This window comes from Albibacillus kandeliae, from assembly GCF_003116585.1.
Classification (GTDB): Bacteria; Pseudomonadota; Alphaproteobacteria; order Rhodobacterales; family Rhodobacteraceae; genus Albibacillus; species Albibacillus kandeliae.
This window is the reverse complement of sequence record NZ_QEHM01000007.1, coordinates 307,634-332,782: the sequence shown is the minus strand read 5'-3', so window position 1 is coordinate 332,782 and position 25,149 is coordinate 307,634. Positions and strand designations below refer to the sequence as shown.

21 protein-coding genes are annotated in these 25,149 nt (G+C 65.1%); 9 read left to right on the top strand and 12 right to left on the bottom strand.

Annotated elements, in window-relative coordinates; translation table 11 throughout:
* Positions 1-9: 9 nt before the first annotated feature.
* The 3 genes from DDT93_RS17390 to DDT93_RS17380 form a co-directional block, all read right to left on the bottom strand.
* Positions 10-894 carry an SDR family NAD(P)-dependent oxidoreductase gene (locus DDT93_RS17390; RefSeq protein WP_109467130.1) on the bottom strand — a complete coding sequence of 295 codons (885 nt, stop codon included), beginning with the start codon at positions 892-894 and terminating at the stop codon, positions 10-12.
* Positions 895-966: 72 nt separating this feature from the next.
* Positions 967-2,538 carry a carboxylesterase/lipase family protein gene (locus tag DDT93_RS17385; protein ID WP_109467129.1) on the bottom strand — a complete coding sequence of 524 codons (1,572 nt, stop codon included), beginning with the start codon at positions 2,536-2,538 and terminating at the stop codon, positions 967-969.
* A gap of 41 nt (positions 2,539-2,579) precedes the next feature.
* Positions 2,580-3,848, bottom strand: a complete 1,269-nt coding sequence (locus DDT93_RS17380) for a CaiB/BaiF CoA transferase family protein (RefSeq protein WP_109467128.1) — start codon at positions 3,846-3,848, stop codon at positions 2,580-2,582.
* A 114-nt stretch (positions 3,849-3,962) separates the two neighbouring features.
* Here DDT93_RS17380 and DDT93_RS17375 point away from each other — a divergent pair, with 114 nt between their 5' ends.
* The gene (locus DDT93_RS17375) at positions 3,963-4,907 is read left to right on the top strand and encodes a LysR substrate-binding domain-containing protein (RefSeq protein ID WP_109467127.1); all 945 of its coding nucleotides are present in this window, start codon (positions 3,963-3,965) and stop codon (positions 4,905-4,907) included.
* A gap of 41 nt (positions 4,908-4,948) precedes the next feature.
* Here the strand turns inward: DDT93_RS17375 and secD are convergent, their stop codons facing one another.
* The 4 genes from secD to DDT93_RS17355 form a co-directional block, all read right to left on the bottom strand.
* Positions 4,949-7,537 (bottom strand): protein translocase subunit SecD, encoded by a 2,589-nt coding sequence (secD, locus tag DDT93_RS17370; protein WP_109467228.1) that lies wholly within the window; start codon positions 7,535-7,537, stop codon positions 4,949-4,951.
* Positions 7,538-7,634: 97 nt separating this feature from the next.
* Positions 7,635-8,084: a hypothetical protein gene (locus DDT93_RS17365; RefSeq protein ID WP_109467126.1), complete on the bottom strand. Its 450-nt coding sequence runs from the start codon at positions 8,082-8,084 to the stop codon at positions 7,635-7,637.
* A gap of 233 nt (positions 8,085-8,317) precedes the next feature.
* Entirely contained in the window at positions 8,318-8,692 is a 375-nt protein-coding gene (locus DDT93_RS17360) for a hypothetical protein (protein WP_157960214.1), read from the bottom strand.
* 62 nt (positions 8,693-8,754) lie between these two features.
* The gene (locus DDT93_RS17355; RefSeq protein WP_109467124.1) at positions 8,755-11,268 is read right to left on the bottom strand and encodes a cation:proton antiporter; all 2,514 of its coding nucleotides are present in this window, start codon (positions 11,266-11,268) and stop codon (positions 8,755-8,757) included.
* Positions 11,269-11,606: 338 nt separating this feature from the next.
* Between DDT93_RS17355 and DDT93_RS17350 the strand changes: the two genes are divergently transcribed.
* From DDT93_RS17350 to DDT93_RS17330, 5 genes are all read left to right on the top strand, one after another.
* Positions 11,607-12,698 (top strand): TRAP transporter substrate-binding protein, encoded by a 1,092-nt coding sequence (locus DDT93_RS17350; RefSeq protein ID WP_109467123.1) that lies wholly within the window; start codon positions 11,607-11,609, stop codon positions 12,696-12,698.
* 190 nt (positions 12,699-12,888) lie between these two features.
* Complete coding sequence (locus DDT93_RS17345) at positions 12,889-13,467, top strand: TRAP transporter small permease subunit (RefSeq protein WP_109467122.1); 579 nt, start codon at positions 12,889-12,891, stop codon at positions 13,465-13,467.
* Positions 13,467-14,858, top strand: coding sequence for a TRAP transporter large permease (locus tag DDT93_RS17340; protein ID WP_109467121.1), 1,392 nt, complete (start codon positions 13,467-13,469; stop codon positions 14,856-14,858). Before DDT93_RS17345 ends, DDT93_RS17340 begins: the two co-directional genes overlap by 1 nt.
* A gap of 321 nt (positions 14,859-15,179) precedes the next feature.
* Positions 15,180-15,662, top strand: a complete 483-nt coding sequence (locus tag DDT93_RS17335) for a molybdopterin-dependent oxidoreductase (protein WP_157960213.1) — start codon at positions 15,180-15,182, stop codon at positions 15,660-15,662.
* Positions 15,659-17,053, top strand: coding sequence for a sensor histidine kinase (locus tag DDT93_RS17330; RefSeq protein WP_109467119.1), 1,395 nt, complete (start codon positions 15,659-15,661; stop codon positions 17,051-17,053). The genes DDT93_RS17335 and DDT93_RS17330 overlap by 4 nt, the downstream gene beginning before the upstream one ends.
* Positions 17,054-17,063: 10 nt before the next feature.
* Here the strand turns inward: DDT93_RS17330 and DDT93_RS17325 are convergent, their stop codons facing one another.
* The 5 genes from DDT93_RS17325 to DDT93_RS17305 form a co-directional block, all read right to left on the bottom strand.
* Entirely contained in the window at positions 17,064-17,729 is a 666-nt protein-coding gene (locus DDT93_RS17325) for a sulfotransferase family 2 domain-containing protein (RefSeq protein WP_157960212.1), read from the bottom strand.
* 271 nt (positions 17,730-18,000) lie between these two features.
* Positions 18,001-19,029 (bottom strand): trans-3-hydroxy-L-proline dehydratase, encoded by a 1,029-nt coding sequence (locus tag DDT93_RS17320; protein WP_109467117.1) that lies wholly within the window; start codon positions 19,027-19,029, stop codon positions 18,001-18,003.
* 116 nt (positions 19,030-19,145) lie between these two features.
* Positions 19,146-19,769, bottom strand: coding sequence for a hypothetical protein (locus DDT93_RS17315; protein ID WP_109467116.1), 624 nt, complete (start codon positions 19,767-19,769; stop codon positions 19,146-19,148).
* The gene (locus tag DDT93_RS17310) at positions 19,766-20,620 is read right to left on the bottom strand and encodes an alpha/beta fold hydrolase (protein WP_109467115.1); all 855 of its coding nucleotides are present in this window, start codon (positions 20,618-20,620) and stop codon (positions 19,766-19,768) included. The genes DDT93_RS17315 and DDT93_RS17310 overlap by 4 nt, the downstream gene beginning before the upstream one ends.
* Positions 20,617-22,050: an FAD-dependent oxidoreductase gene (locus DDT93_RS17305; RefSeq protein WP_157960211.1), complete on the bottom strand. Its 1,434-nt coding sequence runs from the start codon at positions 22,048-22,050 to the stop codon at positions 20,617-20,619. The genes DDT93_RS17310 and DDT93_RS17305 overlap by 4 nt, the downstream gene beginning before the upstream one ends.
* Before the next feature lie 232 nt (positions 22,051-22,282).
* On the opposite strand from DDT93_RS17305, the gene DDT93_RS17300 reads away from it, so the two are divergent.
* From DDT93_RS17300 to DDT93_RS17290, 3 genes are read left to right on the top strand one after another with little or no spacing between them, the layout of a single operon-like run.
* Positions 22,283-22,801 (top strand): TRAP transporter small permease, encoded by a 519-nt coding sequence (locus DDT93_RS17300; protein ID WP_157960210.1) that lies wholly within the window; start codon positions 22,283-22,285, stop codon positions 22,799-22,801.
* The gene (locus DDT93_RS17295; protein WP_109467112.1) at positions 22,802-24,094 is read left to right on the top strand and encodes a TRAP transporter large permease; all 1,293 of its coding nucleotides are present in this window, start codon (positions 22,802-22,804) and stop codon (positions 24,092-24,094) included.
* A 58-nt stretch (positions 24,095-24,152) separates the two neighbouring features.
* Entirely contained in the window at positions 24,153-25,136 is a 984-nt protein-coding gene (locus DDT93_RS17290) for a TRAP transporter substrate-binding protein (protein WP_109467111.1), read from the top strand.
* Positions 25,137-25,149 lie beyond the last annotated feature (13 nt).

The window sequence follows — 25,149 nt, the reverse complement described above, 5'->3', positions numbered from 1 at the left end:
CGATGGCAGTCAGCGGGCGGCCGCCGCAGCGCGTTGATAACCGGCGTGGGCCAGCTCCTGCCGGCCCTGTTCACCACCGGAGGCCGGCACCGACTCGTCCTTGCGGTCGGTGACCTCGTCCCACCGGGCGACGATGTCTTCGGCTTCGCCATTGGCGAGGATACCGGGGGTCAGGGTCACGTTGGCAGCGGCAAAGGCGCCCGCGCCGCCGCAAAGGATGGTGCGCGTCGGGGCCTCGGGGCGCATCAGTGCGACGATGCCGGGGCTGACCCGGGAGGGGTGCAGGAGGTCAAGCTCGGCCTCGGGCAGCAGGCCGTCGAGCATCTGTGTCGCGGCGGTCGGGGCGATGCAGTTCACCCGGATGTCGTAGCGCGCGCCCTCGAGCGCCAGCGTCTGCATCAAACCCACGAGGGCCATCTTGGCGGCGCCATAGTTCGACTGGCCGAAGTTGCCGTAGAGCCCGGACGATGAGGTCGTCATCACGATCCGCCCGTAGCCCTGCGCCTGCATCAGCGGCCAGACCGCCTTGCAGCAGTGGACCGCGCCCATCAGGTGCACGTCCATGACGAGGCGGAAGTCCGCGAGGTCCATCTTGGCGAAGGTCTTGTCGCGCAGGATGCCGGCGTTGTTTACCAGCCCGTCGATCCGGCCCCATTCGGCGACGATGCGGTCGACCATCGCCTGCACGGCTTCCATCTCGGCGACCGAGGCTGCGACGGCCAGTGCCTCGCCGCCAGCCGCAGTGATCTCGTCGGCCACTGCCTGGGCGTTGGCCTCGTTCATGTCGTTGACGGCAACGCGCGCGCCGTGGCGGGCCAGCAGCAGGGCATGTTCGCGGCCCAGTCCGCCGCCAGCGCCGGTGACAAGAACAACGCGTCCGGAAAGGTCAATCATCGGGGTTCCTCGCAAGGTCAGTGCCTCGGCCCAGGCCGGGGCTTCGTTTGAGTGTGTATCGTGGTCCGCCCGTCACGTCTCGGCCGGGAGGGGCCGCAGCGGCGCCGCCGTTCCGACCAGCCAGTTCCACGGCTGGTCGCCTGCCGCGCGTCGTCGGGCGAAGTCCTCGTCGATCAGCGCGTACATCTCGTGGAAGAGATCGTGCCGCACCGCGGGTGCGTCGGTGATGTGCAGGATCGCCCCGCCGTCGGAGTAGTCGGGCCAGACCGGGGCGCCCTCGGCGGACGGGGTGCCGTCGCGGGTGAAGCCGGTCCAGTAGTCGCCGATGATGCGGGTGATCTCGGCCTCTTCCGGCGTGTCGGGCGCCTTTGGCCATGCCGGGGGCGACTGGCGCATCGTGTCGAAGACGTAGGGCAGCTCGCAGGCGTGGAAGGCGTGCAGGTCGCGGTCGTCGGCCTCTGGGTAGCCGTGGTCGAAGAAGTAGACGTGGACGGGCAGCCCGTTGCCCACCTGCGCCTTGGCCGCGCTCAATACCGTCCAGCCAAAGAGCGCGTCGCCTGCCGCCGTCTCGCCGCTGCGGCTGAGATCATCGGCGGGGTAGAGTGCGAGGAAGCGTTCGGCCAGATCGCCGTAGCGGTCACGGATCATCTGCTCGTAGGTCGCCGCGTCGGCTGGCACTGGCGGCATCAGGAACTCCAGCGTCGGGATTTCGCGCGCGTTGAAGCCGGTGAGCAGCGGCACCTGAGCGGTCTGGCCACTTCGGAACAGCGTCAGCGGCTGGTCGGGCAGGACGAGCCCGTCCACCACGCCCTGCGCGGCAAAGCCCGCCTTGTCGGCGGCGAGCGAGAGGGTCTGCGCATCCCAGCCGCGCAATTCCTCGATGCTCGACACGCCTAGGGCGGACAGCAGGCGTTCGCCGGTCGCCTCGCCGGTGCCCATGCCGTGACGGTTTTCCTTCAGATGCTGGGCGGAACAGATATGGCCGCTCTGTGCGATGGCGCGGGCGAAGAGCCCTTTCGCGGCGGGCGCGCAGAGCAGGTAGTAGACACTGAGAGCGCCCGCGGACTCGCCTGCGACAGTGACATTGTCCGGGTCTCCCCCCACCGCCGCGATGTTGCGCTGCACCCATTCGAGCGCGGCGATCTGGTCGAGCAGCCCGTAGTTGCCCGAAACACCATCGCCGGATTCTGCGCTCAGCTCGGGGTGGGCAAGGTAGCCCAGCACGTTGAGGCGGTAGTTGATCGTCACCACCACCTGCCCCTTGCGGGCCAGCGCCGCGCCATCGGTCAGCGCCTCGCTGCCCGCGCCGCGCAGCAGGTTGCCACCGTGGATCCAGACGAAGACCGGCAGGTCTTTTGCCTCCTCGGGCGCCCAGATGTTCAGGTTGAGGCAATCCTCATCCTTGTCCGGGATATCGCACTCGTAGACGCTGCCCTTGCGCCGGAAGGGTTGGGGGCAGGCAGGGCCGAAGGCAGTCGCGTCGCGGACGCGCTCCCAGTCGGGCATGGCGACGGGCGGGCGCCAGCGCCGGGCGCCCGTTGGGGGCAGGGCGTAGGGCAGCCCGCGATAGACGTGCAGCCCGCCTTCGGCCCGGCCCCGGGCCCAGCCAGCGGGAAACTGCGCGATCGGCATGTCATTTGTCATTCTGTGCTCCTCCCTGTCCCATCTATCCCCGACCCGGCGGGTCAGATGACCCCCATCGAGCGCATCCGCGCGAGTGCCGCCGTGTCGAAACCGGCGCCGCTGAGGACGGCCTCGGTATCGGCGCCCAGGCTCGAGGGGGCCTGCGATGGATGCCGGTTTGTGCCGTCGGCCTTGAACGGCAGGTTCGGCACGTGCACCGGGGCGCTATAGCCCGCGATCTGCATCTCGCTGATCAGGTCACGGGTCGCGAACTGGTCCTCGCGGACGACTTCATCGAGGCTGCGGACCCGCGCGGCGGGAACGCCGCTGGTTTCGAGCAGGGTTTCCCATTCTGCCGCGGTGCGGGTCATGAACAGGGCTTCCAACTCGGCGCGCAGTGCGGGGGCGGCCTTGGCGCGCTCGGCGGGCGTCGACCAGCGCGGGTCGGCCAGCACGTCCTCGCGGCCGACCGCCTTGCACAGCAGCCGGAACTGGCGGTCGTTGTTCGCGGCGAGCATCAGCACGCCCTCGCGGGTCTGGAAGGCGCCCGAGGACGGGCTCTGGCTCCATGCCTCGTTGCCGTTCTGTGCGGGCTGCCAGCCCGCGGTCAGGTGCTGGGTCACCAGCGAGGCCATCAGCATCAGCGCGGTGTCGAGCATCGCGACGTCGAGCCGGACCGCCTTGCCCGTGCGGCGCACCTGGGCCAGACCGGCCATGATCGCCATCGCAGCGTTCATGCCCGTGGCATAGTCGACATAGGGCGCGCCCACCTTGGTCGGGCCGTCGCCCTTCTGCCCGGTGGTCAGCATGATGCCGCACATGCCCTGGATCACGTGATCGTATGCCGGTCGCGGGCTGAACGGTCCGTCCTGACCGTAGGCCGAGATCGAGCAGTAGACGATATCGCGGCGCAGGGCGCGGACCGCATCGAAACCGAGGCCGAGGCGTTCGGCGACGCCCGGCTTGAAATTCTCGACGAAGATATCGGCCGTCTCGATAAGCCGCTTCAGCGCGGCGAGGCCTTCGGGAGCTTTCAAATCCAGCGTGACGGACTTCTTGGCGGCGTTGTGGGCGAGGTAGTTGAGGCCCATACCAAGCTCTCCGAGCTCGGCACTGGGGCCACCCTGCCGGGTCCAGTCGCCTTCGCCGGGCTTCTCGATCTTCAGCACTTCGGCGCCCAGCAGCGAGAGCTGGTAGGTCGCGAAGGGCCCCGCGAGGACCTGGCTCAGATCGACGACCCGCAGGCCCGCGAGAGGCTGGAATCCGGCCGGTTCGGACGGGTCCGTCGGGCGCACTTCCGGCGAGTCAATGGTTTCGGTTCTGCTGGTCATCACGCTCTCCTGCCTTGACGTGAAACGGCCGGACATTCTCCACCCGGTCTTGCCTTACGAAATCGACGCCAATAGAAAAACTTAAAAAAACCTGTAGTGTGAAAGCTCCAGCTTATGCCTCACTCGCCTCATCACCTCGACCGGCTGCGCCTGCGCCACCTTCGCCTGCTGGAACTGATCGAAACGCACCGCTCGCTGCGCGCCGTGGCCGATCAGCTTGGCCTGACGCAGCCGGCGGTGTCGCAGATGGTCAAGGATCTCGAATTCGCCTTTGGTGCGACGCTGGTCGAACGCTCGGTGCGCGGCGTCGAACTGACCGGCGTGGGTCGCCTCGCGCTGCAACGGTCACGGTCGGGGCTCGCCGCGTTCCACACACTGGCGGCGGAACTGGACGAAGGGCTGCCGCCGGTCCTGCAGGTCGGGACCAACCCGGCGATGATGTTCCACCTGATCCCCGCCGCACTGAAGGTCGCGCGGCGTGAGGAGGCCCCGATCCGCTATGCCCTGCGCACCGGGCTCGCACTCGACATGGCCCGCGCGCTCTGGAACGGCGAGATCAACTGCTATGTCGGGCGCATCGATTGGGAAGTCGTGCCCTCGGACATGAAGAACAGCCTCAGGCACACCCATCTCTACGAGACCGAGCTGGTCGTGGTTTGTTCCCGAGAGCATCCCCTTGCGTCGCGGGGGAGGGTGATGCCCGCTGACCTCGAAGCGGCGACATGGGCCCTGCCCCCGGAGGATTCGAAAAACCGGGTCGGGCTCGCCTCGGCCTATCGCAACCTCGGGCTGGGCGAGCCGAGGATCGCCGTGGAGGTCGCCGCCGATCCCAACGGGCTGATGAACATCGTGCGCGAGATGCCGATGCTGGCGGTGGTGCCGCGCATGGTGCTCGATACCGCGTCGGCGGGCGATCAGTTGGTGATGCTGGAGTCAGACGACCTGCGCCTCCCGCCGGTCGAGGTCGGTTTTCTCACGCTCGTCGAGCACGAGAACCTTTCGGGGCTGCAATCGTTCCGCGCGGCGCTGGTCGAGACGGTCGCGGCCTCGTCGATGTAGACGGATTGCCCTGCCCGCCGGAGGCGGACAGGGCGGTGCGCTTAGGTCGCGTGCGACGGCTCCAGCGCGGCGTCGCGCTCCTCGCGGCTGCGTCGGTCGACCCCGAGCATCAGGACGATGTTCTTGGCGACGTAGATCGACGACCATGTCCCGACGACGATGCCGAAGGTGATGGCCGTGACAAAGCCGCGGATCACGTCGCCCCCAAGCACCAGCAGTGCGATCAGGGCCACCAGCGTCGTGAACGAGGTCATCAGGGTCCGGCTCAGCGTCTCGTTGGCGGAGAGGTTGAGAAGATCCCGAAGCGGCATCTGCCGGTACTTCCTGAGGTTCTCGCGCACCCGGTCAAAGACAACGACGGTGTCGTTGATCGAGTATCCGAGGATCGTCAGCAGGGCCGCGACGATGGTCAGATCCACCTTGAACTGGAACAGCGAGAAGAAGCCGAGGGTGACAATGATGTCATGGATCAGAGCGGCGACCGCCCCGACCGAGAACTGCCACTCGAACCGGAACCAGACGTAGACGAGAATGCCCAGCGTCGCCGCGCTGACCGCCAGCAAGGCGGTCCAGAGCTGTTCCGCCGAGACCTTGCCCCCGATCGTTTCGACCGAGGTGAAGTCGATGCCGGGATCGGTCTGGCGCAGCGCATCCTGGACCTTGGTCAGGGTCTGCTGCGAGACAGAGCCGTCGCTCCCCTCGCCACCGATGCGGATCGAGACCACGTGCTGGTCCGCCGCGAAGGACGGGTCGAAGACCTGGGTGATCGTCGCACCCTCTATCCCGACATCCGACAGCGCGGTGCGGTAGGCCCCGATGTCGAGCGCGTGATGCGTCTCGGCCCGAATGCTGGCGCCGCCCTTGAAGTCGATCCCGAGGTTGAGCCCCATCGTCGCGATCAAGAACAGAGACACCACGACCGCGATGGCAGAAGCGCCGAAGGTGGCGAACTGCGCGCGGAAGAAGTTGATGTTGGTCTGTGCCGGGATGAGCGAGAGCAGGCCCCTCATCTGCAGGGTCTTGGGCTTGCGCCACTCCAGCCAGCCCTGAAGCACCAGCTTGGTCACAAGGATGGCGGTGAACATCGAGGTCATGATCCCGAGGCCCATGGTCACGGCAAATCCGCGTACCGGCCCTGACCCGAGCCAGAACATCAGCCCGGCGGTGAGAAGGCCGGTGAGGTTCGAGTCGAGAATGGCCGAGAAGGCGCTGTCAAACCCCTTGCCGAAGGCACGCCAGACCGATTTCTGGGCCCGCAGTTCCTCGCGGATGCGTTCGAAGATCAGCACGTTGGCGTCAACCGCCATGCCCATGGTCAGGACGATGCCCGCAATGCCCGGCAGGGTGAGCGTGGCGCCGATGGCCGAGAGCAGGCCGACGAGCATCGCCATGTTCATGCCGAGGGCGAAGGTCGCAACAAGGCCGAACCCACCATAGCAGAGCACCATCAGGGCGCAGACCGCGATCAGGCCGACCACGGCGGCGCGGGCGCCTGCGGTGATGCTGTCCTGACCGAGTTCGGGGCCGATGGTCCGCTCTTCGAGGAAGTGCAGCTCGGCAGGGAGGGCCCCGGCGCGCAGCAGTGTCGAGAGCTCCGTGCTCTCCTCTACCGTGAAGTTCCCGGTGATGATGCCCGAACCGCCCGCGATATGGCTCTGGATCACGGGGGCAGAGATCACCTTGTCGTCCAGCACGATGGCGAAGGGCGCGCCGATGTGGTTCGCAGTGTAGTCGCCAAAGGCGCGCGCGCCCGAGGTGTCAAAGCGGAAGGTGACCGCCGGTCTGCCGTTCTGGTCGAACCCGGGTTGCGAGTCCACGAGGTCCTCGCCGGTTACCACCGCGCGCGGGTCGAGGTTGTAGATCAGCTCAGGCTGGTCGGCGGAGGGCAGCGAGAGGCCGTCACCGCTCGCGCTCTTGCCGGTTCCGAGCACGGGGTTGAAGGACAGCCGGGCCGTGGTGCCGATCAGCGATTTCAGCGTCTCGGCGGAGTCGATGCCGGGGACTTCGATGAGAATCCGGTCGGCGCCTTCGCGCAGGATCGTGGGTTCGCGTGTCCCGGCTTCGTCGATACGGCGGCGGATGATCTCGAGGCTTTGCGCGACAACCCGGTCCGTCATCGCGGCACGTCCGGCTTCGGTGTAGCGCACGACGAGCGTACCGTCTTGGTCCACTGCCTCGATATCGTACTGCCCGGCGCCGGAAAGGGAGCTGACCGGAGCGGCAAAGCCGCGCGCGGTCTTCAGCACGGCATCCATGCCGGACTGTCCGGCGACGGCGATGCGCAGTTCACCGACGGGGGCGTCGAGCCGCCGCACGCTGGTGATCTTCGGCTCCATCTTGCGCAGGGCGTCGCGCAGGTCGGGCCAGAGCGAGTCCATGCGTTGCTGGGCAACGCTGTCGACGTCGACCTCGGCCAGCAGATGAGCCCCGCCGCGCAGGTCCAGCCCGAGGTTGACGAGGTTCGAGGGCAGCCACGACGGCCAGTTGTCGGCTTCGGCGGGGGTACTTGTGGTGGCGAGGTCGTTGTGATGCTCGACACGGGAATAGAAGGCGTTCGGCAGGGCAAGCCAGAGGCAGAGCAGGCAGATGCCCCAGACGCCGATACGTTTCCAGATGGAAGGTCTGTTCATGATGGGATCCTGACAGGCCGGCACCGTCACGGCGCGGGTCCTGTCGAAAATGTCTTGGAATCGTGGTGATGAATGGCGGCGCCGGTCCCGGGCGGGATCAGGCGGCGTCTCGCGGCACCATCGGTGGCGCACGTACCGGATGAGCATCGGGCGCGCCGTAGTGTGTATGAGCCGCGTCGCGAGTGATGCCCGGCTTGAGCACCTGCCCGGTCGCGGGCAGAGGCCATTCGGGGGGCGCGGTGTGTGCGGTCTGCGGCAGCGGGCCGGGTCCCGAAGGATCGGCCGCGCGGGTGATGCCGCGCGCGTGCGACGCTGGCAGGACGATGCCCACCTCTTCCACGAGGGTCGGACTGGTGATCGTCGCCTGCGCCGGGCGCGGCTCGGGCACGGGGAACGAAACCGCGGGCGCCGAGACGAGCGCGACGGGCAGCACCGAGAGCGCGTATCCGAAGTCGGCCAGGTGGCGGAAGACCGCGCGCATCCGGGAGGGCCCCAGCAGGCGGAGGATCGGCGCGATCAGCAACAGAAGGCCGAGCGCCCGGGTCAATCTGACCGCATGGCGCGCTTGTCCGAGGCCAGTCGGGGAGGCCGACCTGCCAGTTTCAGGATGCGAGGTGTGGATACCGTGCTGCAATGAGTTCGCGCAGGAAGGAGTGCAGTGCCTCTGGCCACATCGGGACAAATCCGGGAGGGCAGAGGGCCGGGCGCTGCGGTCACGATCGGTCGACCGTGGCGCAACGCAGGAACCCCGGTCCGCATGGGCGGATCAGGGCTCGGAGGTCAGGCTTGCGGAGGGCTTCTAGCGCGTAGGTGTCCCGGCGCGACGTCGTCAACCAAGGGCGGCTCTCGCGCCCCGGCCAGCATCGACCGGCGCCACGACGGCGTTGGCACCTCGGTGATCCGGGGCAGGAGGCCGGGTGTCGTGGGGTCCGAGGACTGGATGTGTTGATCGGCCAGCAGCGCGGCGGGCGACAGGATCGCCACATCGGCGATGAGGGTCGTCCCGATCACCGTGGCCGCCCCGGTCTGGTCCGTTTCAAGCCGTGTGTCGCGCGTCCCGGCGGCGGCGCCAAGCTGCACCGCCCCGATCGCGAGGATCAGGCCGAGGAGCATCACGCGGAAGGCCGGGGCAAGGCGGGTCAGGGACACGGACATTTGGAGAGCAAATGGGGCGGGCACGAAAAATTGCAATGGGGGACTCGACGCGGCCACGTCTTTCAGGCCGCGTCGTCGGTTCCGGGCAACAGACCCGAGGGGTCGATGCCGCGCTTTTCCGCGCTTTCGCGGACAGCCGCACGAAGCGCTTCACTGCGCTCCAGCAGGCGGCGAAACCTCTCCTCGTCCAGCACCAGCAGGGTCGTGGGCGCGATGGCACGGACATCGGCGCGGCGCGCCTTGTTGGTCAGCAGCGCCATCTGCCCGAACATGTCCCCCCGACCCAGGCGCGAGGTCTGTCCCGCGCTCTCGAGTTCGACGGCACCGGAGGCGATGAAATAGACGCTTCGGGCCGTGCTGTCCTTGCGGATGACACGCTCTCCGGCGTCGAAGTAGCGTGTCATCAACGACCGGCCCAGACGCTTGAGGCTGCCGTCGTCCATCTCGGCAAAGAGGGGAAACTCGCGGATGAAGGCGGCGCGCTGGATCGCGACGTCGAGGCGCGGCCGCTCCTCCGCAGCACCCCGGCGCGCGGCGAGGTCCTGCATCAGTGCCATGTGAACCTCGGCGCCGATCAGGCCGTCTTCGCGCATTGCGGCGTACTCCCGCTCCTCCATCCGCAGCGCGGTCCGCCGGATGAAACGGCGCTCCAGTTCCTCTGCGTATCCCGGATACTGCAGGCGCAAACCTTCCAGCGCGGTTTCGACCGCTTCGATCCGCCGCGACAACAGCTCGTGCAGCAGTTCAGCAACGCGCCGTCCGTGAATGCGCCGGATGCGGCCGTCGATGAAGGAGCCGAGGTCGCGCATGATCAGCCGCTGGGACAGCAGCCGCTCGAAGCGGTCCGCTGTCATCCGGGCGAGGGGGCCCGACAGACGCAGACGCCCATGCAACAAGACTGCCGTGCGGAAGGCGCGGCCATAGGCGAGGCTCTTTCGGGCGGCCCGCTGATAGCCGTTCCGGCCCTGCGAGCGTGCGCCCTCGATCAGCCGGTCGGCGTCCGAGAGCACAAGTTCCGCCATCCGTGCCGAGATGGTCCGCTCCTTCATGCGCGCGAGGATGGTGTCGCGTTCGTGACCCGCCAGCGCGATCAGCCCCAGCGCGATGCGGTCGCGGTCGAGTATATCGGCATTGTCCTCGGCCATCTTCACGGCGGTTTCGAGGCGCTCGCCGAACCGCTTGGCCTCGGACCGCACCGTGTCGCGGTTCAGGTCGTAGTTCTCGGTGGTCCGCGCCACGTCTTCGCGCACGGTTTGCAGGGCAACCGCGACCACCTGCCGGGAGAGGGCCTCGTCGATGGGCGACAGCCGGTCGAGGCCGAGCTTACCGATGATCCAGCGCAGTGTCGTCCCCTGCACCAGCAGGGTGAAGAGGGTGAAGCCGGTGGCCAGAATACCCACGACCCGTTGGATCCCATCGGGCACGCGCACGCTCTCGGTGACGGCGAGGGCCAGCGCGAGCGTCACCGCACCGCGTAGTCCGCCCCAGAGGATCGCGGCGCGATAGGGTCTTTCCACGTTCGGAGACAGCTTCAGCGCCGTCAGCAAAGGCATCAGCCCGAAGAGGATCACGGTGCGCGCGGCGACAGCCGCGACGACGACCACGCCGACAAGGGCGAAGTCCTCCAGCCGCACTTCCTTCAGCAGGCGCGGGATAAGGAGCGCGGCGAGAATAAAGATGAGGGCCCCGGCCCAGTGCGCCAGCACATCCCACAGGTCGCGCAGGTTGCTCCACGACTGGGGCGGCAGGCGCGCGGGGGCAGTCAGGTTGAGCGTGAGACCGGCGGCGACCACGGCGATGACACCAGAGGCACCGACGCTCTGTTCCGCGATGATGTAGGTCAGGTAGGGCAGGGCGACCGAGATCGAGTGCTGCGCCAGTTCGTGACGGCTGAACAGGGACATCACCCAGACCGCGATGCGCGCCGCCACCCAGCCGGTCAGCGCACCGCCCGCGATCAGGATGGGGAACCGCGCAAGCGCCTCGCCGAGGCTGGGGTCCGGCAGCCCGAGCATCACGAAGCCCATGAACAGGCCGAAGAGCGCGATGGCAGCGGCGTCGTTCAGCAGGCTTTCACCCTCGATAATCCGGGCCAGCCGTCGCGGTGCCGAGATCGAGCGGAAGATCGAGACCACGGCCGAGGGGTCGGTGGTCGAGACGATAGAGCCGATCAGGAAACAGGCCGCCAGCGGCAGCGCGCTGGCCCAGGACAGCGCATAGCCGATGCTGACCGTCGCCACCACGACGGCGACCACCGCCAGCACGATGATCGGCACCCAGTCGTCGAGCATCCGGCGCAGGTTCATCCCGATTGTCGCCTGGAACAGCAGGGTTGGAAGGAAGACGTAGAGGAACACGTTGGACTTGATCGGCAGGCCCAGGATCGCCTCGGCCACCGGGTTCAGCGCGTCCGTCAGTTCGGTTCGGAGGAAGAAGGTCGCCCCGGCGCCGATCATGATCCCCAGAACGGCGAGGATCACGCTGTAGGGCAATCGCACACGCGCGGCAAAGGGTTCGGCGAGGCCGATGACAAGGAAGAGAGACGCGATAACAGTGGTTACGAGTATGATGTCCATGCGGTGGCAATATCAGAAGAATTTGGGGGCGCACGCCCATTTTCACATGTAGTGTCGGAAAGCATTTTTTCCGCTCAACCACAGCATTTCCGCGACGCTTCGCCGCTGTTTCCTGACCTCGGGTGCCCTTGAAGCGATCAATCCGGCATCAGGTCGATCCGGGGGCGGCCTTCGCGGAATTGGGAGTGGCGAAAGTCCGCCCGGAGCGTGCGCAAATACTGCGAAAAAATTGCTGCTGACGTCATGGACATTATCACAGCAGATATATTAGCTGGCGCCAGAACCTGCCTGCGGAGCGGCACGGCACGTTTATTATTGTATTTTTGGGAGGAAACAGAGTGGATCGTCGTTCCTTTATCCGCGCGGGCGCACTTGGCGCCGGCGTCGCAGCAACCAGCCTTGCGGCCCCGGCCGTCGCACAGGGCAACATCACCTGGCGCATGGTCACCACCTGGCCGAAGAATTTCCCGGGCTTGGGTGTCGGCGCTCAGCGTCTGGCTGACCGCATCACCGCGGCCTCCGGCGGCCGCCTGACCGTTCAGGTCTATTCCGCCGGCGAAATGGTGCCGCCGCTGCAATCGCTGGACGCCGTCATCGACGGCACCGCCGAGATGAGCCACGGCGCCGCCTACTACTGGCAGAACAAATCGCCGGCGCTGTCGTTCTTCACCGGCGTTCCCTACGGCATGACCTCGCGCGAGCTGACCGCGTGGGTCCGTTACATGGGCGGCCAGGAAATCTGGGACGAAATCTATGACCAGTTCGGCGTTCAGGGCTTCCTGTCGGGCGACACCGGCACCCAGGCGGGCGGCTGGTTCCGCAACGAACTGACCGGCGTCGACTCGGTCAAGGGCCTGCGCTTCCGTACCCCCGGCCTCGGCGGCCGCGTGTGGGAGAAGCTTGGCGCGACCGTGACCAACATGGCGGCGGGCGAGATTTTCCAGGCGCTGCAGTCGGGCACTCTCGACGCGGCAGAGTTCGTCGGCCCCTACAACGACCTCGCGCTCGGCTTCTACCAGGTGGCGAAGAACTATTACTTCCCGTCCTTCGTGGAACCCGGCCTCGCCACCGAGCTGGTCGTCGACAAGAAGAAGTACCAGGCCCTGCCGGCTGACCTGCAGGCGCTGATCAAGGACATCTGCCAGGCCGAGTACGACCAGGTTGCGTCCGACTTCTACGCCAACGACCCGCGCGCGCTGCAGACGCTGATCAACGATCACGGCGTCAACGTCATGCAGTTCCCCGAGGAAATCCTGAAAGCCGGTGCAGAGGCGGCGCAGGAAATCATCGGCGGGCTACGCGACTCCGGCGATCCGCTGGTCAAGAAGACCGCCGAGAGCTTCATCGAGTCGCTGAACATCGTCCGGACGCGGTCGCGCGACACCGACGGTGCCTTCGTTCAGGCGCGCGAGAAGTACTTCCAGATCTGAGGCGATCATTCGCCTTCGGGGGGCCGGGGCATTGCCCCGGTCCCCTTTCCGCGCGCCCCGGTAGGCCAGTCGAGCCGGGGGGAGCGAGGATGATCCAGGGGACTGCGGCACAATGCATTATCCGCTTTCCCTTTGCGCCGGAGCAAACTATCGCAGCTCGGTCCTGTCCCAACAGCACAGAGGTGGACACATGCGTTTTCTTGCAGGGGTAGCCGCAGCGATCTGCGGCCTCAATCAGGTCATCGGCAGGCTGTTCGCCTGGCTGTCGCTGGCCATCGTCGTGGTGTGTTTCACCGTTGTCGTCCAACGATATGTCTTTGCGACGAGCTATGTCTGGATGCAGGACCTCTACATCTGGCTGAACGGCGCGATGTTTACCGCCGTCGCTGGTTTCGCGCTGATGCGTGACGATCACGTGCGGGTCGACATCTTTTATCGTCCAGCCTCTATGAGGACGCGGGCACTGGCCGATTTCGTCGGTGTGCTGCTGTTCCTCCTGCCCTTCTGCTACGTGGTCTATGCCTATTCGCTGCCCTTCGTGCTGCGGGCCTGGGGCTACCACGAGGCGTCGGCCAACGTCGGCGGCATGCCCGGGCTGTTCGTTCTCAAGAGCTTCATTCTTGCCTTCGCCGCCCTGATCGCCCTTCAGGGCGTGGCGATGCTGATCCGCTCGATCCTGGTGCTGACCGGCCGTGCTGCTCTGGTCCCCGCTGCAATCCGATATCCCGATGATGTCGTCAAAGATGTCCCCCGCGAGGAGACCTACTGATGGATCCCGTCCTGATTGGCGAAATGCTCGCCGCGCTCATGTTCTTCGGCGTGATCGGCTTTCTGCTGCTCGGCTTCCCGGTCGCCTTTACCCTGGCCGGCGTGTCGCTTCTCTTCGGTCTCGTCGGGATGTCATTCGGCGTGTTCGACCCTAGCAACTTCGGATCGCTCCCGAACCGCTACATCGGCTTCATGACCAACGAGGTCCTCGTGGCCGTGCCGCTGTTCATCTTCATGGGCGTCATGCTGGAACGCAGCCAGATCGCGGAACAATTGCTCATGACCATGGGCAAGCTGTTCGGCAACCTGCGCGGCGGTCTTGGCATCTCGGTCGTGCTGGTGGGCGCGATGCTGGCGGCTTCGACCGGCGTGGTCGGCGCGACCGTGGTCACTATGGGCCTGATTTCGCTCCCGGCGATGCTGCGCGCGGGCTACGACCCGCGCCTCGCGACCGGCGCGATCTGCGCCAGCGGAACGCTGGGCCAGATCATCCCGCCGTCGACCGTGCTGATCTTCATGGGAGACATGCTGTCGGGCATCAACAGCCAGGTGCAGATGCAGAAGGGCAACTTTGCCCCGGTCCCCGTTTCGGTGGGCGACCTCTTCGCAGGTGCGTTGCTGCCGGGGTTGATGCTTGTCCTGCTCTACCTCGCCTACATTATCTTCAAGGCGGTGACGGATCCCGCATCTTGCCCGGCCACGCCGGTTGCACCGGACGAGAAGAAGAACCTCGGCCGCGAGGTTCTGGTTGCGCTGGTACCTCCGATGCTGCTGATCCTCGCCGTTCTCGGCTCGATCCTCGGGGGCATCGCGACCCCGACCGAGGCCGCATCGGTGGGTGCGGTCGGAGCCATGATCCTCGCGGCGCTGCGCTGGCGGCTGAGCTTCGAGGTGCTGAAATCGACCGTCATGTCGACCGCGACGATCACCAGCATGGTCTTCGTGATCCTGCTGGGGGCCTCTGTCTTCTCGGTCGTGTTCCGCATGATGGGCGGCGACAACCTCGTCCACGAGTTCCTGTCGAACCTGCCCGGCGGGCGGCTGATGGCGGTGGCGCTGGTCATGGTCATCATGTTCTTCCTCGGGTTCATTCTCGACACCTTCGAGATCATCTTCATCGTCATCCCGATCACCGCGCCGGTGCTGCTGATGATGGACGTGGACCCGATCTGGCTCGGGGTTCTGGTCGGGGTGAACCTGCAGACCTCCTTCCTGACGCCGCCCTTCGGCTTCGCGCTCTTCTACCTGCGCGGCGTGGCGCCGGCGGATATGCCGACCTCTGCGATCTATCGCGGGATCATGCCCTTCGTGGCGCTCCAGATCCTCGCGATCGCCGTGCTGTTCGCCTTTCCGCAGATCGTGACCTGGCTTCCCAAGGTCATCGCCAACTGACGGCCTGAGGCGGCGACGCGACCGTTCAATGTGTCGCGTTCGGGCAACTATGGGCAGGGTCCTCCAACGTCGTGAGGGCCCTGTTCGCCCTTGCCCACTTGACTTCCACACCGGGTTTTTGGGTATCTGGAACAGACCCTTGCGCATTCTGGATGCGGTCCTCGCGGGGGCCGTGTATCGCGTCCGCGCGGGCAGTCGGGACAAGTGACAGACGGGGGCTGGCGGGTCATGTGCCCAATTAAGGCCAAACTTGTAGCCCAGCCTGACCGAACCCATTGCTTGCGTTTGATCGCGGAAGAGTTCCAGAGGAGGATCCTAGAAATGCGGCACCCATTCAAACTGTTGCAACGCCTGCTGACGCTGGCCCTGCTGATCGTCTCGGTCTCGCAGGCGCGGGCCGCCGATGGCATCCTGACCGTCGAGGCGGACGGCAAGACGACCACGTATTCCTACGAGGATCTGGTGAATATGCCGCAGGCCAGCGTCACGACAATCAACGATTATGTGGATGCGAAATCGACCTTCACCGGCCCGCTGCTGCGGGACGTGCTGACCCAGAACGGCATCGACGAGAAAGCACAGATCAAACTGGTCGCCTTGAATGACTTCTCCAACACCATACCCGCCTCGGATGCCTTCAAGTACGAGGTCATCCTGGCGTTGCAGATGAATGACAAGAAAATGTCAGTTCGCGACAAAGGTCCCATCTGGGTCATTTACCCGATGGACAACTACCCCGAGTTGCAGGACGACCTCTACAACGGCCGGCTGGTCTGGCAACTCAAGAGTATCGCCCTTCAATGAAGAACACCAACTCTCTGGCGCGGACCCTGCTCATGGTCCTCTTCGTGGCTGCCTCCGTTCTCGGTGGCAGCGCGTTGTGGACTTTGAACAACCGCGTCAGGGAGGTGAACACGGCTGAGCAGAGCGATCCCTTGTGGATCGCCTCCCAGCTCCAGTTCGAGTTGCTGAGGCTGAAGGACGATATCCGGACCTATCTCGACGGAGAGACTGCGGGCGAGAAGGTTCTGCAGCGGTTCGACATCGCGTGGAGTCGGGTGAATGTTGTCCAGACCGGCAAGATGGCCACTCTGGTCGAGTCCTTCAGGATTGACGACTCGGTGATCACCGAACTCGAGGCCACCTTTCAAGAGCTCGAACCGACCATCGGTGCGCTGGCGCTGAGCACCGACGACACCGAACGGCAGGCGCTGTCGGACAGGGTGCTGACGACCCTCGAACCCTATGACCTCAAGCTCCGGGAATTCGCCCTCGCGCTTGCCCAGTCCAAGGCCCGCATGATGTCCGATTTCCGGACCGGCGCGCTATCGCTGTCACAGACCCTAATCTATCTCTTCGCGACCATCATCGTGCTGACGGTCATCTTCTTCGCCTTCTTGATCATCGACCTCAAGGCCAGCCGGTCAACGGCCGCGAACCTGCAACGCATGGCAAAGGAAGCCGAGTTGGCCTCCGCCGCCAAGGACAAGTTCATGAGCGCGGTCAGCCACGAACTCCGTACACCCCTGACCTCCATCATCGGGGGGCTCAAGCTGATCCGGATGCGGTTCGCGGACAGCCACAGCGAGCAGGAGAACAAGATCCTCGATATCGCCGAGCGCAACTGTGAGCGCCTGATGACGCTGGTCAACGACATCCTCGATGCGCTGCGCATTCTGGAGGGCAAGGCCGATCTCAGGCTGGCGAAGATCGACCTCGCAAGGACCGTGCTGACCGCCGTCGAAGACTGCCAGGCCTATGCCTCGCAGATTGGTGTCTCCTATGTGGCCGAGGTGGAGGACACCGGGCTGGAGGTCCTCGCGGACGAAGACAGGATCTCGCAGGTGATCTGCAACTTCCTGTCGAACGCGGCCAAGTTCACCTCGCCCGGCGACCGGGTCGTGGTGCGGGCCTTCGCGACCGAGGATACCGTCCGTGTCGAAGTCGAGGATCACGGAATGGGTATTCCCGAGAACGAACACGGCAACGTGTTCACACGGTTCCATCAGGTCAATCCCGGCGAGAGCGGCTCGAAGAAGAGCAGCGGCCTTGGCCTGAGCATCTCGAAGCAGATCATCGAGATGCACGAGGGGGGCATCGGATTTTCCAGCACGCTCGGTCAGGGTTCGATCTTCTGGATCACGCTCAAGCGGGCTCCGACCGAAGCCGCCGAGGTTGGCCGGGCGGCGGCGTAGAAAAGCCGACCTAGCAGACGTAGCTCTGCCTCGCGATGAGGTCGTAATCCCTGGCATAAAAGCTCTCGATGCGCCGCCGTACAATAGGGCGTACGTTTACCGGCAGCACGATGCTTTCGTTCCGGTCCAGACGCGAGGCCTGACCCTTGGCGCCGGTGAACTTGTCGATCCATTCGATGACCGGACCGAGCCCGTTCTCAAACAGGAACAGCTTGACATCGGGGTCCACGAAATCGCTCTGCGGTCGGATGTGATTGTCGCAGGCGGAGTGGTCGCGTTCGTAGAGGGTGAAGACCAGGTCGACCCATTCCTCGAAGGTGCCGTGAAAGGTCTTGTTCCAGTCCAGTTCCACCGTGACGGGTTCATCCGCCTCGACCGGGTGCAGATGCGGGGCGCGATGCGCCAGCCGCGTGTAACGGTACTGGAACTCGCTGAGAATGCGCTCGAGCGGATCGCGCATGATCGCAAAGCGGACGTCCACGAAGTCGGCGGGCAGGAGGGTCTTTGCGGTCTGGATGTCCATGTGCTGGGGCGTGGTCCGTGCCCAGTCCACGGGGTTGCGGCTGTAGAGCGCGACCTTGCCGATGGTTCGCAGGTAGCTGGTGACACTCGATCCGCCGGTTTTCGGGATGTGGACAAAGTGCAGGAGCTTACCATTTACTCGCGCCAGTGGCATGCTCAGCCCTCCTTCTTTCGGATCCGTCAGCCGCTCTTTGACCGTGTCGTCCGGGTCGCGGATCGAATCCTTCTTCGCGCCCGCTCTTAACGCAGGCTGACTTGAAGAGCAGCCCTGTCGTTTTGGCATAGGCTCTTCAACTATGACAAATGTGCGTCAAGGATGGAGCGGTTTTGCGATGGTTGGCTGAGGGGCGCGCTTTGACACTCCCGATGGACGCCGAGAATTGATCTCCAGAAAACGGGATGGAAACGCGCCCGCCGCGCGCGCGTCAGTGTGCGCCCCACGTATCGGAGAGCCGGTATCCTTCAGGCCAGGGATCGGTGGGGTCGAGCATGTGCTGATGGATGCCGGTGATCCAGCCACGTCCGGAGATCTCGGGAATGATGGCCGGTGTGGATCCGACAGCGGTTTCGCCGAGTATGGTTCCCGAGAAGGTCGATCCGATCAGCGAGCGGGCGGTCAGGCGATCCCCTGTCTTCATCCTGCCACGTGCATGCAGGAGTGCCATCCGGGCCGAGAGCGCGGTGCCGGTCGGGGACCGGTCAACCTTGCCCGGCTGAATGGCGACGGCTGCACCGGTTTCGAGGCCCTCCGGCCCCTCGACCAGCGGTCCCGCGAACAGGCAGAACGAGATGTGCCGCCAGTCGGGGTTCTCGGGGTGCTCGAAGCCAAGCTGTTCGTTTGCAGCATTGGTGATCCGGACGCCGAGCGTGGCGATGTCATGCGCCTCCTCCTCGGTCAGCGAGAACCCAAGGGCCGCGGCATCGACCACGACGAAACTGTCGCCCCCATAGGCGAGGTCCACGGTCAGCGTCCCGAGGCCCTCGACCTCCAGCCGCTGGTCCAGTCTGGCGACAAAGGAGGGGACGTTCTGGACGTGGATACGCTCGGCCTTGCCATTCCGGCATTCGGCGCGCACGCGAACCAGCCCGCCGGGCGCTTCGAGAACCATGTGGGTTTCCGGTTCCTGCATCGGCACCAACCCCCCGTCGAGCAGCACCGTGGCGACGCAGATCGAGTTCGAACCGGACATCGGTGGCGTGTCTTCGGGCTCCATGATGATCCACGCGGCCTGCGCCTCGGGGTGTTTCGGCGGAACCAGAAGATTGACGTGCCGAAAGACACCGCCGCGCGGCTCGTTCAGAACGAAGTTGCGAAGAGTCTGGTCGCGTGCGATCCAGCGGCTCTGTTCCCAGATCGTATCGCCCGGAGGGGGCAGAACGCCGCCGACGATCACGTCACCTACTTCGCCCTCGGCATGGGCCGAGATCACGTGAATGGTCTTGATGGAACGCATGAGGGCCCCCTTTTCGCGACGATGTGCCGGGCACTCAAGTCATAGGCGTGTCACCGGTCGATGAACAACCGGATAACTGAACCGGGCCAGTCCGGCCCGCCAGAATGCCGCCCGGGTCAGCGATCGGGGGCGGCGATCAGGTTCGCGGTGCAGGCGAGCTTGGCCGATGACGACAGCGCGTTCTCCTTGCCGTAGTCGATCGCGATCCAGTCGAGTCCCAGCGGGTTGAACGCCTTGGGCGGGGTAAGCCAATCGCCGTCGCCTGCGCCACCGAAGTGCTTGTGCAGCACGCCTTCCACCTGCCAGCGCACGTCGCCCGTGCCTTCGGGAACCGTTCCGAGCCCGCCGGTGAGTGTGAGCTCGCGATCCAGACGCGGCGTGGCTGGGCCCACCCGGCGCATGAGGTAGGCGTGACGGAGTACGGGAGGTGCCTCCCCGCCGCCATAGCCCCAGAGCGAGAGCCAGTTCTTGCGGAACCCGTCCAGATCGTGATTGAACCAGACCCTTTCGAGGTCGTCCTCGCGCGCGAGCCCTTGGAAATCGAAGTAATCCCAGGCGGTTTCGTCCCCCAACAAACGCTTCGAGATGCGCCAGTTCGCATAATGGCCCGTGCCGGGAATCGCGTTGAAGAAGGGCATGTCGACATCGACCAGCCATTGCGAATAGCCGCGCGCCTCGGCGTCCGGGGGGACCGTGTAGGCGATGAAGATGACGAGCGGACAGTCCTCGAGCGCGCTCATGCCGCACCGAGAAAGCTGTCGATAACCTCCGCCATATGGCGGTGGTGGTCGGGGTCGCTCCACGCCTTGAGCTCTACCTTCTCAGCGCTCGGGATCAGTTCGGCGACCTGGCCGAAGTACTCGAACAGCATGTCGGAGGTCGAACAGACTACCAGCGCGGGCTGGGTGATCTTTGGCAGCCGGTCGCGTTTGGGGTGCCGGAAGGCGGCGCGGTAGGACAGGTGGTAGGTGCGCAGCGCCTTCAGAACCTCGACCGTGAAATCATGAAGGTAATCGTCGTCAGGCAGGCCATCGGGCAGGCGGCCTTCGGCGGTGTAGCGGTTGTAGTACGGCCAGAACAGGTGCTGGTCGCGGCAGAAGTGCCAGACCTTCATCAGGTGCGTGGCTTCGGCGTCGGGCGCGATCTCGCGCGCGTAGCGGTCGAGCACCTCGCTTTGCAGACCACCCGAATAGAGCCCCATGCCGTCGATCACGATCCGGCGGACGCGGTCGGGATGAGCAATTGCGATCTCCATGGCGATGGAGGCGCCGGTGTGGCTGCCGTAGAGGTCGAACTGGTCCGGCGCGAGCTGGTCGATGGCGGTGAAGGCTGCGGCGGCAAGGTCGCCGATCTCGGGCTGCGGCAGCGCTAGGGGTTCCGAGTCGCCGTTGCCCGGCGTGTCGGGCGCGATTACGTCACGGCCAAGGGCCGCAAGCTCGGCCATCACGCCTTCCAGCTGCTTGGAAGACCCCGGCGACTGGTGGATGGCCACCAGCGGTCTCTCGCCTGCCGGTCCGGCACGGCGGTAGTGGATCTGGCGGTCGCCGATGTCTGCGAACCCCCGGGTGATGCGGTACGACGTGGTTGTCATTCTGCGTTTGCCTCCATTGCAAGCGTTCCAAGGCGCTGACCGAGCCAGCGACCCAGGGTAAGGGCGGGCGTCACGCTCATGCCGGAGATGAAGCCGCGCCCCGAAAGGGTCGAACCGCCGATGGCTTCGCCCACGGCGTGCAGGCCGACAATCTGTGTTCCATCGGGGCGAATGACGGTGAGGGTTTCGTCCACGTCGATGCCGGCCGGTGTTTTCAGGACCATGCCGCGCATGCGGATCGCCCTGAGCCCGGAGGGACCGATGGAGCGGGGCAAGTGGATTCGGCCCATCGGGTCCTCTGCCGTGCCATCGCAGGCCGCGTTGTAGGCAGTGATGGTCGCGGCCAGCGTGTCGGGCGACATGGTGGTCCGCTCTGCGAGCGTCGCGATGTCCGGGGCGGTCACGAAATCGGGACGCTTGTCCCATGCGGCCGAGAGCTCGTCCTCGGTCCAGCCGGGCAGGACGGGCGGTGCCTCGCGCAGGATGTCGTCGTCGAAGACGCACCAGAAGGACATGTCGGGCTGTTCCACCAGCCCGTGCTCGCGGTTGTCGACGCTGGGGTCGTCTTCGCGCACGAAACGGGCGCCATTGGCGGTCAGATGCAGCTCCCACGGCTGGCGGACCTGCGGGGTAAGGCTGGGCATCTGGCGCCAGATCACCCGGTTGCTGCCGGGCTTCTCCGGAACCCCCGCGTAGGTCGGGAGGAACAGGTCCTGTCCGCGCAGGGCGGCGCCTGCCTGTTCGGCGATCTCGATGCCGGAGCCGTCAGAGCCGGGCATGGCGGCAGTATAGAGATCTCGACCGCCGGTCAGTCGCGCGAAGAGCGCAGCGTTGCTGCCATAACCGCCGGTCGCGAGGACGACCCTGTCCGTTGCGACCTCATAGTCTCCGTCGGGTCCTGCCAGCACCAGACCCGTCACGGCACCGTCGCTCAGCCGCAATCCGGTGGCCCTGGTTTCGAGTCGCAGCTCGGCGTTGGGCAGGGTCATGGCCTTTTCGAACAGGGGCTTCAGCACCTTGTAGACCGAGAGACCGCCCTCGACGCCCCAATAGGTGCGCGCCTCGCGATAGGCCTCGTGCAGGTGCAGGATGGTGGGGCAGGAGGAGTCCATGTCGAAGCCGTTTTCCATCAGCCAGTCGATTGTCTCGCCCTGCCGGGGCAGGGTCAGATCCAGAATCTCGCGCCGTCCGGTCCCGCGGTTGATGCGCTCGATGTCGGCGAGGTGGGCTGCTGACGTATCGGTGATCCCGCGTTCGCTCTGCAACCGGGAGCCGGCCCCGCTCAGCTGACCGAGGCTGACATGGAGGGTCCCGCCTGTCTGCTTTTCCGCCTCGACCACAAGGACCTTGGCGCCTGTTTCTGCTGCCTCGATCGCGCATGGCATTCCTGCCGTGCCAGCCCCGACGATGACAATGTCAAACCGGTCCATTCCGAGTTGCCTCACCTGTCCTGCCGGCTTGCTTGATTCTTCCGCACCTGCGGAAGCGCCGCCGGATTTGTTCAAAAAATCGTAGACAAGCTGTTCCATTTATAAGACATTAAGTCAACGAAAAGGAATACAATTAAATTGACTGGTCCGACTCATGCTCCGGATCGGTCGTTCTGCGGCGAAAACTCCGGAAGAGAGTCGGGCCGTCTCGAAACAGGAGGAAAGGCTGGCGATGAAGGCATCGGCTGCATTCGGGGTATTCTGCAAGGCGGGGGCGCTGTTCTGCGGCCTCATGCTGCTCGCATTTACCGGGTTGGTCCTCTATTCGGTCTTCATGCGCTACGTCTTCAGCGCGCCCCCGATGTGGGGTGAGGAACTGCCGAAGCTCCTCTTCATCTGGATGACTTTCATCGGCGCGGGCTTTGCCTATCTCTCGGGTCAGAACATCCGGATGACGGCGCTGATCGACCTTGTCCCCAATGGCACGCGGCGGGTCATCGAGATCGTGATCCACCTGTCTGTCGTTGCGATGCTGCTCGGGATCCTCTGGTATTCGGTGCCCATTCTCAAGCTGACATCGCGCTCGGTGTCCTATGCCACCGGCCTGTCCGATGGCTGGAAGTTCATCGTCCTTCCGGTGGGCGCCGTTCTGCTCCTGGCGAACGAGGGATTCCGGCTCTGGAAACTGTTCAAAGGCGGTGTCGACGAACCCGTCGCGGTCGTGGACGGCTGGCGCGAGGCTGAAGAATAAATGCTGCTTACGCTCTGTATCGTCCTTCTGTTCATTCTTGTCCTGCTGGGCATGGACATCGCCTTTTCGGTTGGCGCCGCTGCGCTGACCTACATCGTGGCCAGCCAGTTCGACCCTCGTCCGGTCAATCCAGTGCTGTTCACCAAGACGATCACCTCTGGCGTCGACAGCTACGCGATGCTGGCGATCCCAATGTACGTGCTCGCCGGGGAACTGATGACCAAGGCCGGGGTGACCCGGCGGCTGATCGACTTTGCCGCGGCGATGGTGGCCCATCGTCCGGGGGGCCTTGCCAACGTCGGCATCACCTCGAACCTCTTCATGGCCGGGATCTCGGGCTCCGCCGTGGCAGACGCCGCCGCGACGGGTTCGATCCTGATCCCCGAGATGCGCAAGCGCGGCTACTCGGCTCGCTATGCCGCCGGGGTCATCTCGGCCGCGGCCGCGATGGGTCCGATCATTCCGCCTTCGATCCTGTTCATCCTTCTCGCCTCCATCGCGAACCTGTCGGTCGGCGAGCTGTTCATTGCCGGGATCCTGCCGGGCTTTGTCATGTACTTCGGGCTGATCGGCATGAGCGTCTTCCTCGCCAAGCGCTACAACATCCCGCGCGAGCCCAAGGCTTCGTGGGCCGAACGCAAGCAGAAGATCAGGGCCGGTATCCTGCCGCTCGGGGCCCCGGTGATCATCATCGTGACCAAGGTGGCCGGTATCGCGACGCCGACCGAGGCGGCGGCCATCGTGGTGGCCTATACCCTGCTGATCGGCTTCTTCATCTACCGCGACATGACGATCCGCCGTCTGATCGACTCGCTGGTGAACGCGGCGATGACGACGGCCGTGATCATGATGACCGTGGCCTTCAGTCAGATCTTCGGCCAGATCGCCGTGCTCGCCGGACTGGGCAAGCTGGTTCACGACACGCTGCTGATGATCTCGGACAATCCCTATGTCCTCTTCCTGATCATCAACGTGCTGCTTCTGATCCTCGGCACCTTCCTCGACGCGATGCCGCTGATGCTGATCCTCTCGCCGATCTTCTTTCCGTTGATGACCTCTCTGGGTGTGGACCCGATCCATTTCGGGCTCGTGATGGTCTTCAACCTCGTGCTTGGCATGATCACGCCACCAATCGGGCTGAACCTGTTCGTCATGGCGCGGATCTCGGGGCTCGGGATGCTCGAGGTCTTTCGCGGGGGTCTGCCCTTCTACGCGGTGCTCTGGGTCGCGCTGATCCTGCTGACCTACGTCCCGTGGATCACTGTTCTACTCCCCTCCTTGCTGATGCGATGAGCGGCAACAAGAGCCGGAGAAATCGGCCTGAACCCAACACCAACAGGAGCTTGAAAAGATGAACTACAATATCTCTCGACGCGGACTGATGGGCGGCGCTGCCGCCGTCGCCGCAATGGGTATGCTGCCGCACCGTGCGCGCGCCGCAACCGTCTTCCGCTATGGCAACGCCGGCGGGCCGCAGACCGTCTCGAACACCTTCAACGCCGCCTTCTCCGACGCCATGTCGGAAAAGACCGGCGGCGAGATCTCCTTCGAGATCTTCGCAGGTACGCTCGGTGGCGAGAAGGACCTGATCGAGTCGATGGCGCTCGGCAGCCTCGATATCTACAACGGCGCCTACACCGGCACCGACGAGTTCGACATCCTCTATTCGCCCTACTTCTTCCGCGACGCGGAACATGCGAAGGCGGTGATGGCGTCCGAGATCGGCGCGAAGGCCTCCGAGGCGCTCTCTGCCAAGTACGACTCCAAGCTGCTGGGTGTCGGCCGCCTCGGGTCCTACAACCTGATGATCAAGGAACCGATCGAGACGCTGGCCGACCTCAAGGGCCGCAAGATCCGTGCGCCCCAGATCAAGGGCTGCATCGAGGCGCTGAACTTCTTTGGTGCGATCCCGACCCCGATCCCGTTCAACGAGGTGTATCTCTCGCTGCAATCGGGCATCGTCGATGGCGTCCTTACCGCGCTGAACCCGGCGGTCCAGTTCAAGTTCTACGAAGTGTGTAAGCACGTTGTGGTGCCGGACTTCGGCCTCGCCCTCGACAAGGAAGTGATCTCGAACGCGGCATGGGGCTCCATGAGCGCCGAGCAGCAGGAGATCATGCAGGCGACCTTCGATGAGCTCGAAGTCACCGACTACTACGAGGTCGGGGTCGCGCAAAAGGACAAGGACTTTGCGACCTGGGCCGAGTCCAATGGCGACGACGCGCTGATCAACCTCGACGCGTCGGGCCTGATCGAAGCCATGACGCCGGTGAACAAGAAGCTCGCCGACGAGACCTTCGGTGAAGGTGCGTGGGACAAGATCAACGCTCTCTGAGTGTCTTGAGCTG

Excerpts from the sequence above, each read along its gene's own strand:
- DDT93_RS17355 (WP_109467124.1), bottom strand. The coding sequence starts at position 11,268 with ATGGACATCATACTCGTAACCACTGTTATCGCGTCTCTCTTCCTTGTC.
- DDT93_RS17305 (WP_157960211.1), bottom strand. The coding sequence starts at position 22,050 with ATGGACCGGTTTGACATTGTCATCGTCGGGGCTGGCACGGCAGGAATG.
- DDT93_RS17385 (WP_109467129.1), bottom strand. The coding sequence starts at position 2,538 with ATGACAAATGACATGCCGATCGCGCAGTTTCCCGCTGGCTGGGCCCGG.
- DDT93_RS17360 (WP_157960214.1), bottom strand. The coding sequence starts at position 8,692 with ATGTCCGTGTCCCTGACCCGCCTTGCCCCGGCCTTCCGCGTGATGCTC.
- DDT93_RS17290 (WP_109467111.1), top strand. The coding sequence starts at position 24,153 with ATGAACTACAATATCTCTCGACGCGGACTGATGGGCGGCGCTGCCGCC.
- DDT93_RS17300 (WP_157960210.1), top strand. The coding sequence starts at position 22,283 with ATGAAGGCATCGGCTGCATTCGGGGTATTCTGCAAGGCGGGGGCGCTG.
- DDT93_RS17310 (WP_109467115.1), bottom strand. The coding sequence starts at position 20,620 with ATGACAACCACGTCGTACCGCATCACCCGGGGGTTCGCAGACATCGGC.
- DDT93_RS17325 (WP_157960212.1), bottom strand. The coding sequence starts at position 17,729 with ATGCCACTGGCGCGAGTAAATGGTAAGCTCCTGCACTTTGTCCACATC.
- DDT93_RS17295 (WP_109467112.1), top strand. The coding sequence starts at position 22,802 with ATGCTGCTTACGCTCTGTATCGTCCTTCTGTTCATTCTTGTCCTGCTG.
- DDT93_RS17330 (WP_109467119.1), top strand. The coding sequence starts at position 15,659 with ATGAAGAACACCAACTCTCTGGCGCGGACCCTGCTCATGGTCCTCTTC.
- DDT93_RS17345 (WP_109467122.1), top strand. The coding sequence starts at position 12,889 with ATGCGTTTTCTTGCAGGGGTAGCCGCAGCGATCTGCGGCCTCAATCAG.
- DDT93_RS17320 (WP_109467117.1), bottom strand. The coding sequence starts at position 19,029 with ATGCGTTCCATCAAGACCATTCACGTGATCTCGGCCCATGCCGAGGGC.
- DDT93_RS17335 (WP_157960213.1), top strand. The coding sequence starts at position 15,180 with ATGCGGCACCCATTCAAACTGTTGCAACGCCTGCTGACGCTGGCCCTG.
- DDT93_RS17340 (WP_109467121.1), top strand. The coding sequence starts at position 13,467 with ATGGATCCCGTCCTGATTGGCGAAATGCTCGCCGCGCTCATGTTCTTC.
- DDT93_RS17375 (WP_109467127.1), top strand. The coding sequence starts at position 3,963 with ATGCCTCACTCGCCTCATCACCTCGACCGGCTGCGCCTGCGCCACCTT.
- secD (WP_109467228.1), bottom strand. The coding sequence starts at position 7,537 with ATGAACAGACCTTCCATCTGGAAACGTATCGGCGTCTGGGGCATCTGC.
- DDT93_RS17380 (WP_109467128.1), bottom strand. The coding sequence starts at position 3,848 with ATGACCAGCAGAACCGAAACCATTGACTCGCCGGAAGTGCGCCCGACG.
- DDT93_RS17315 (WP_109467116.1), bottom strand. The coding sequence starts at position 19,769 with ATGAGCGCGCTCGAGGACTGTCCGCTCGTCATCTTCATCGCCTACACG.
- DDT93_RS17390 (WP_109467130.1), bottom strand. The coding sequence starts at position 894 with ATGATTGACCTTTCCGGACGCGTTGTTCTTGTCACCGGCGCTGGCGGC.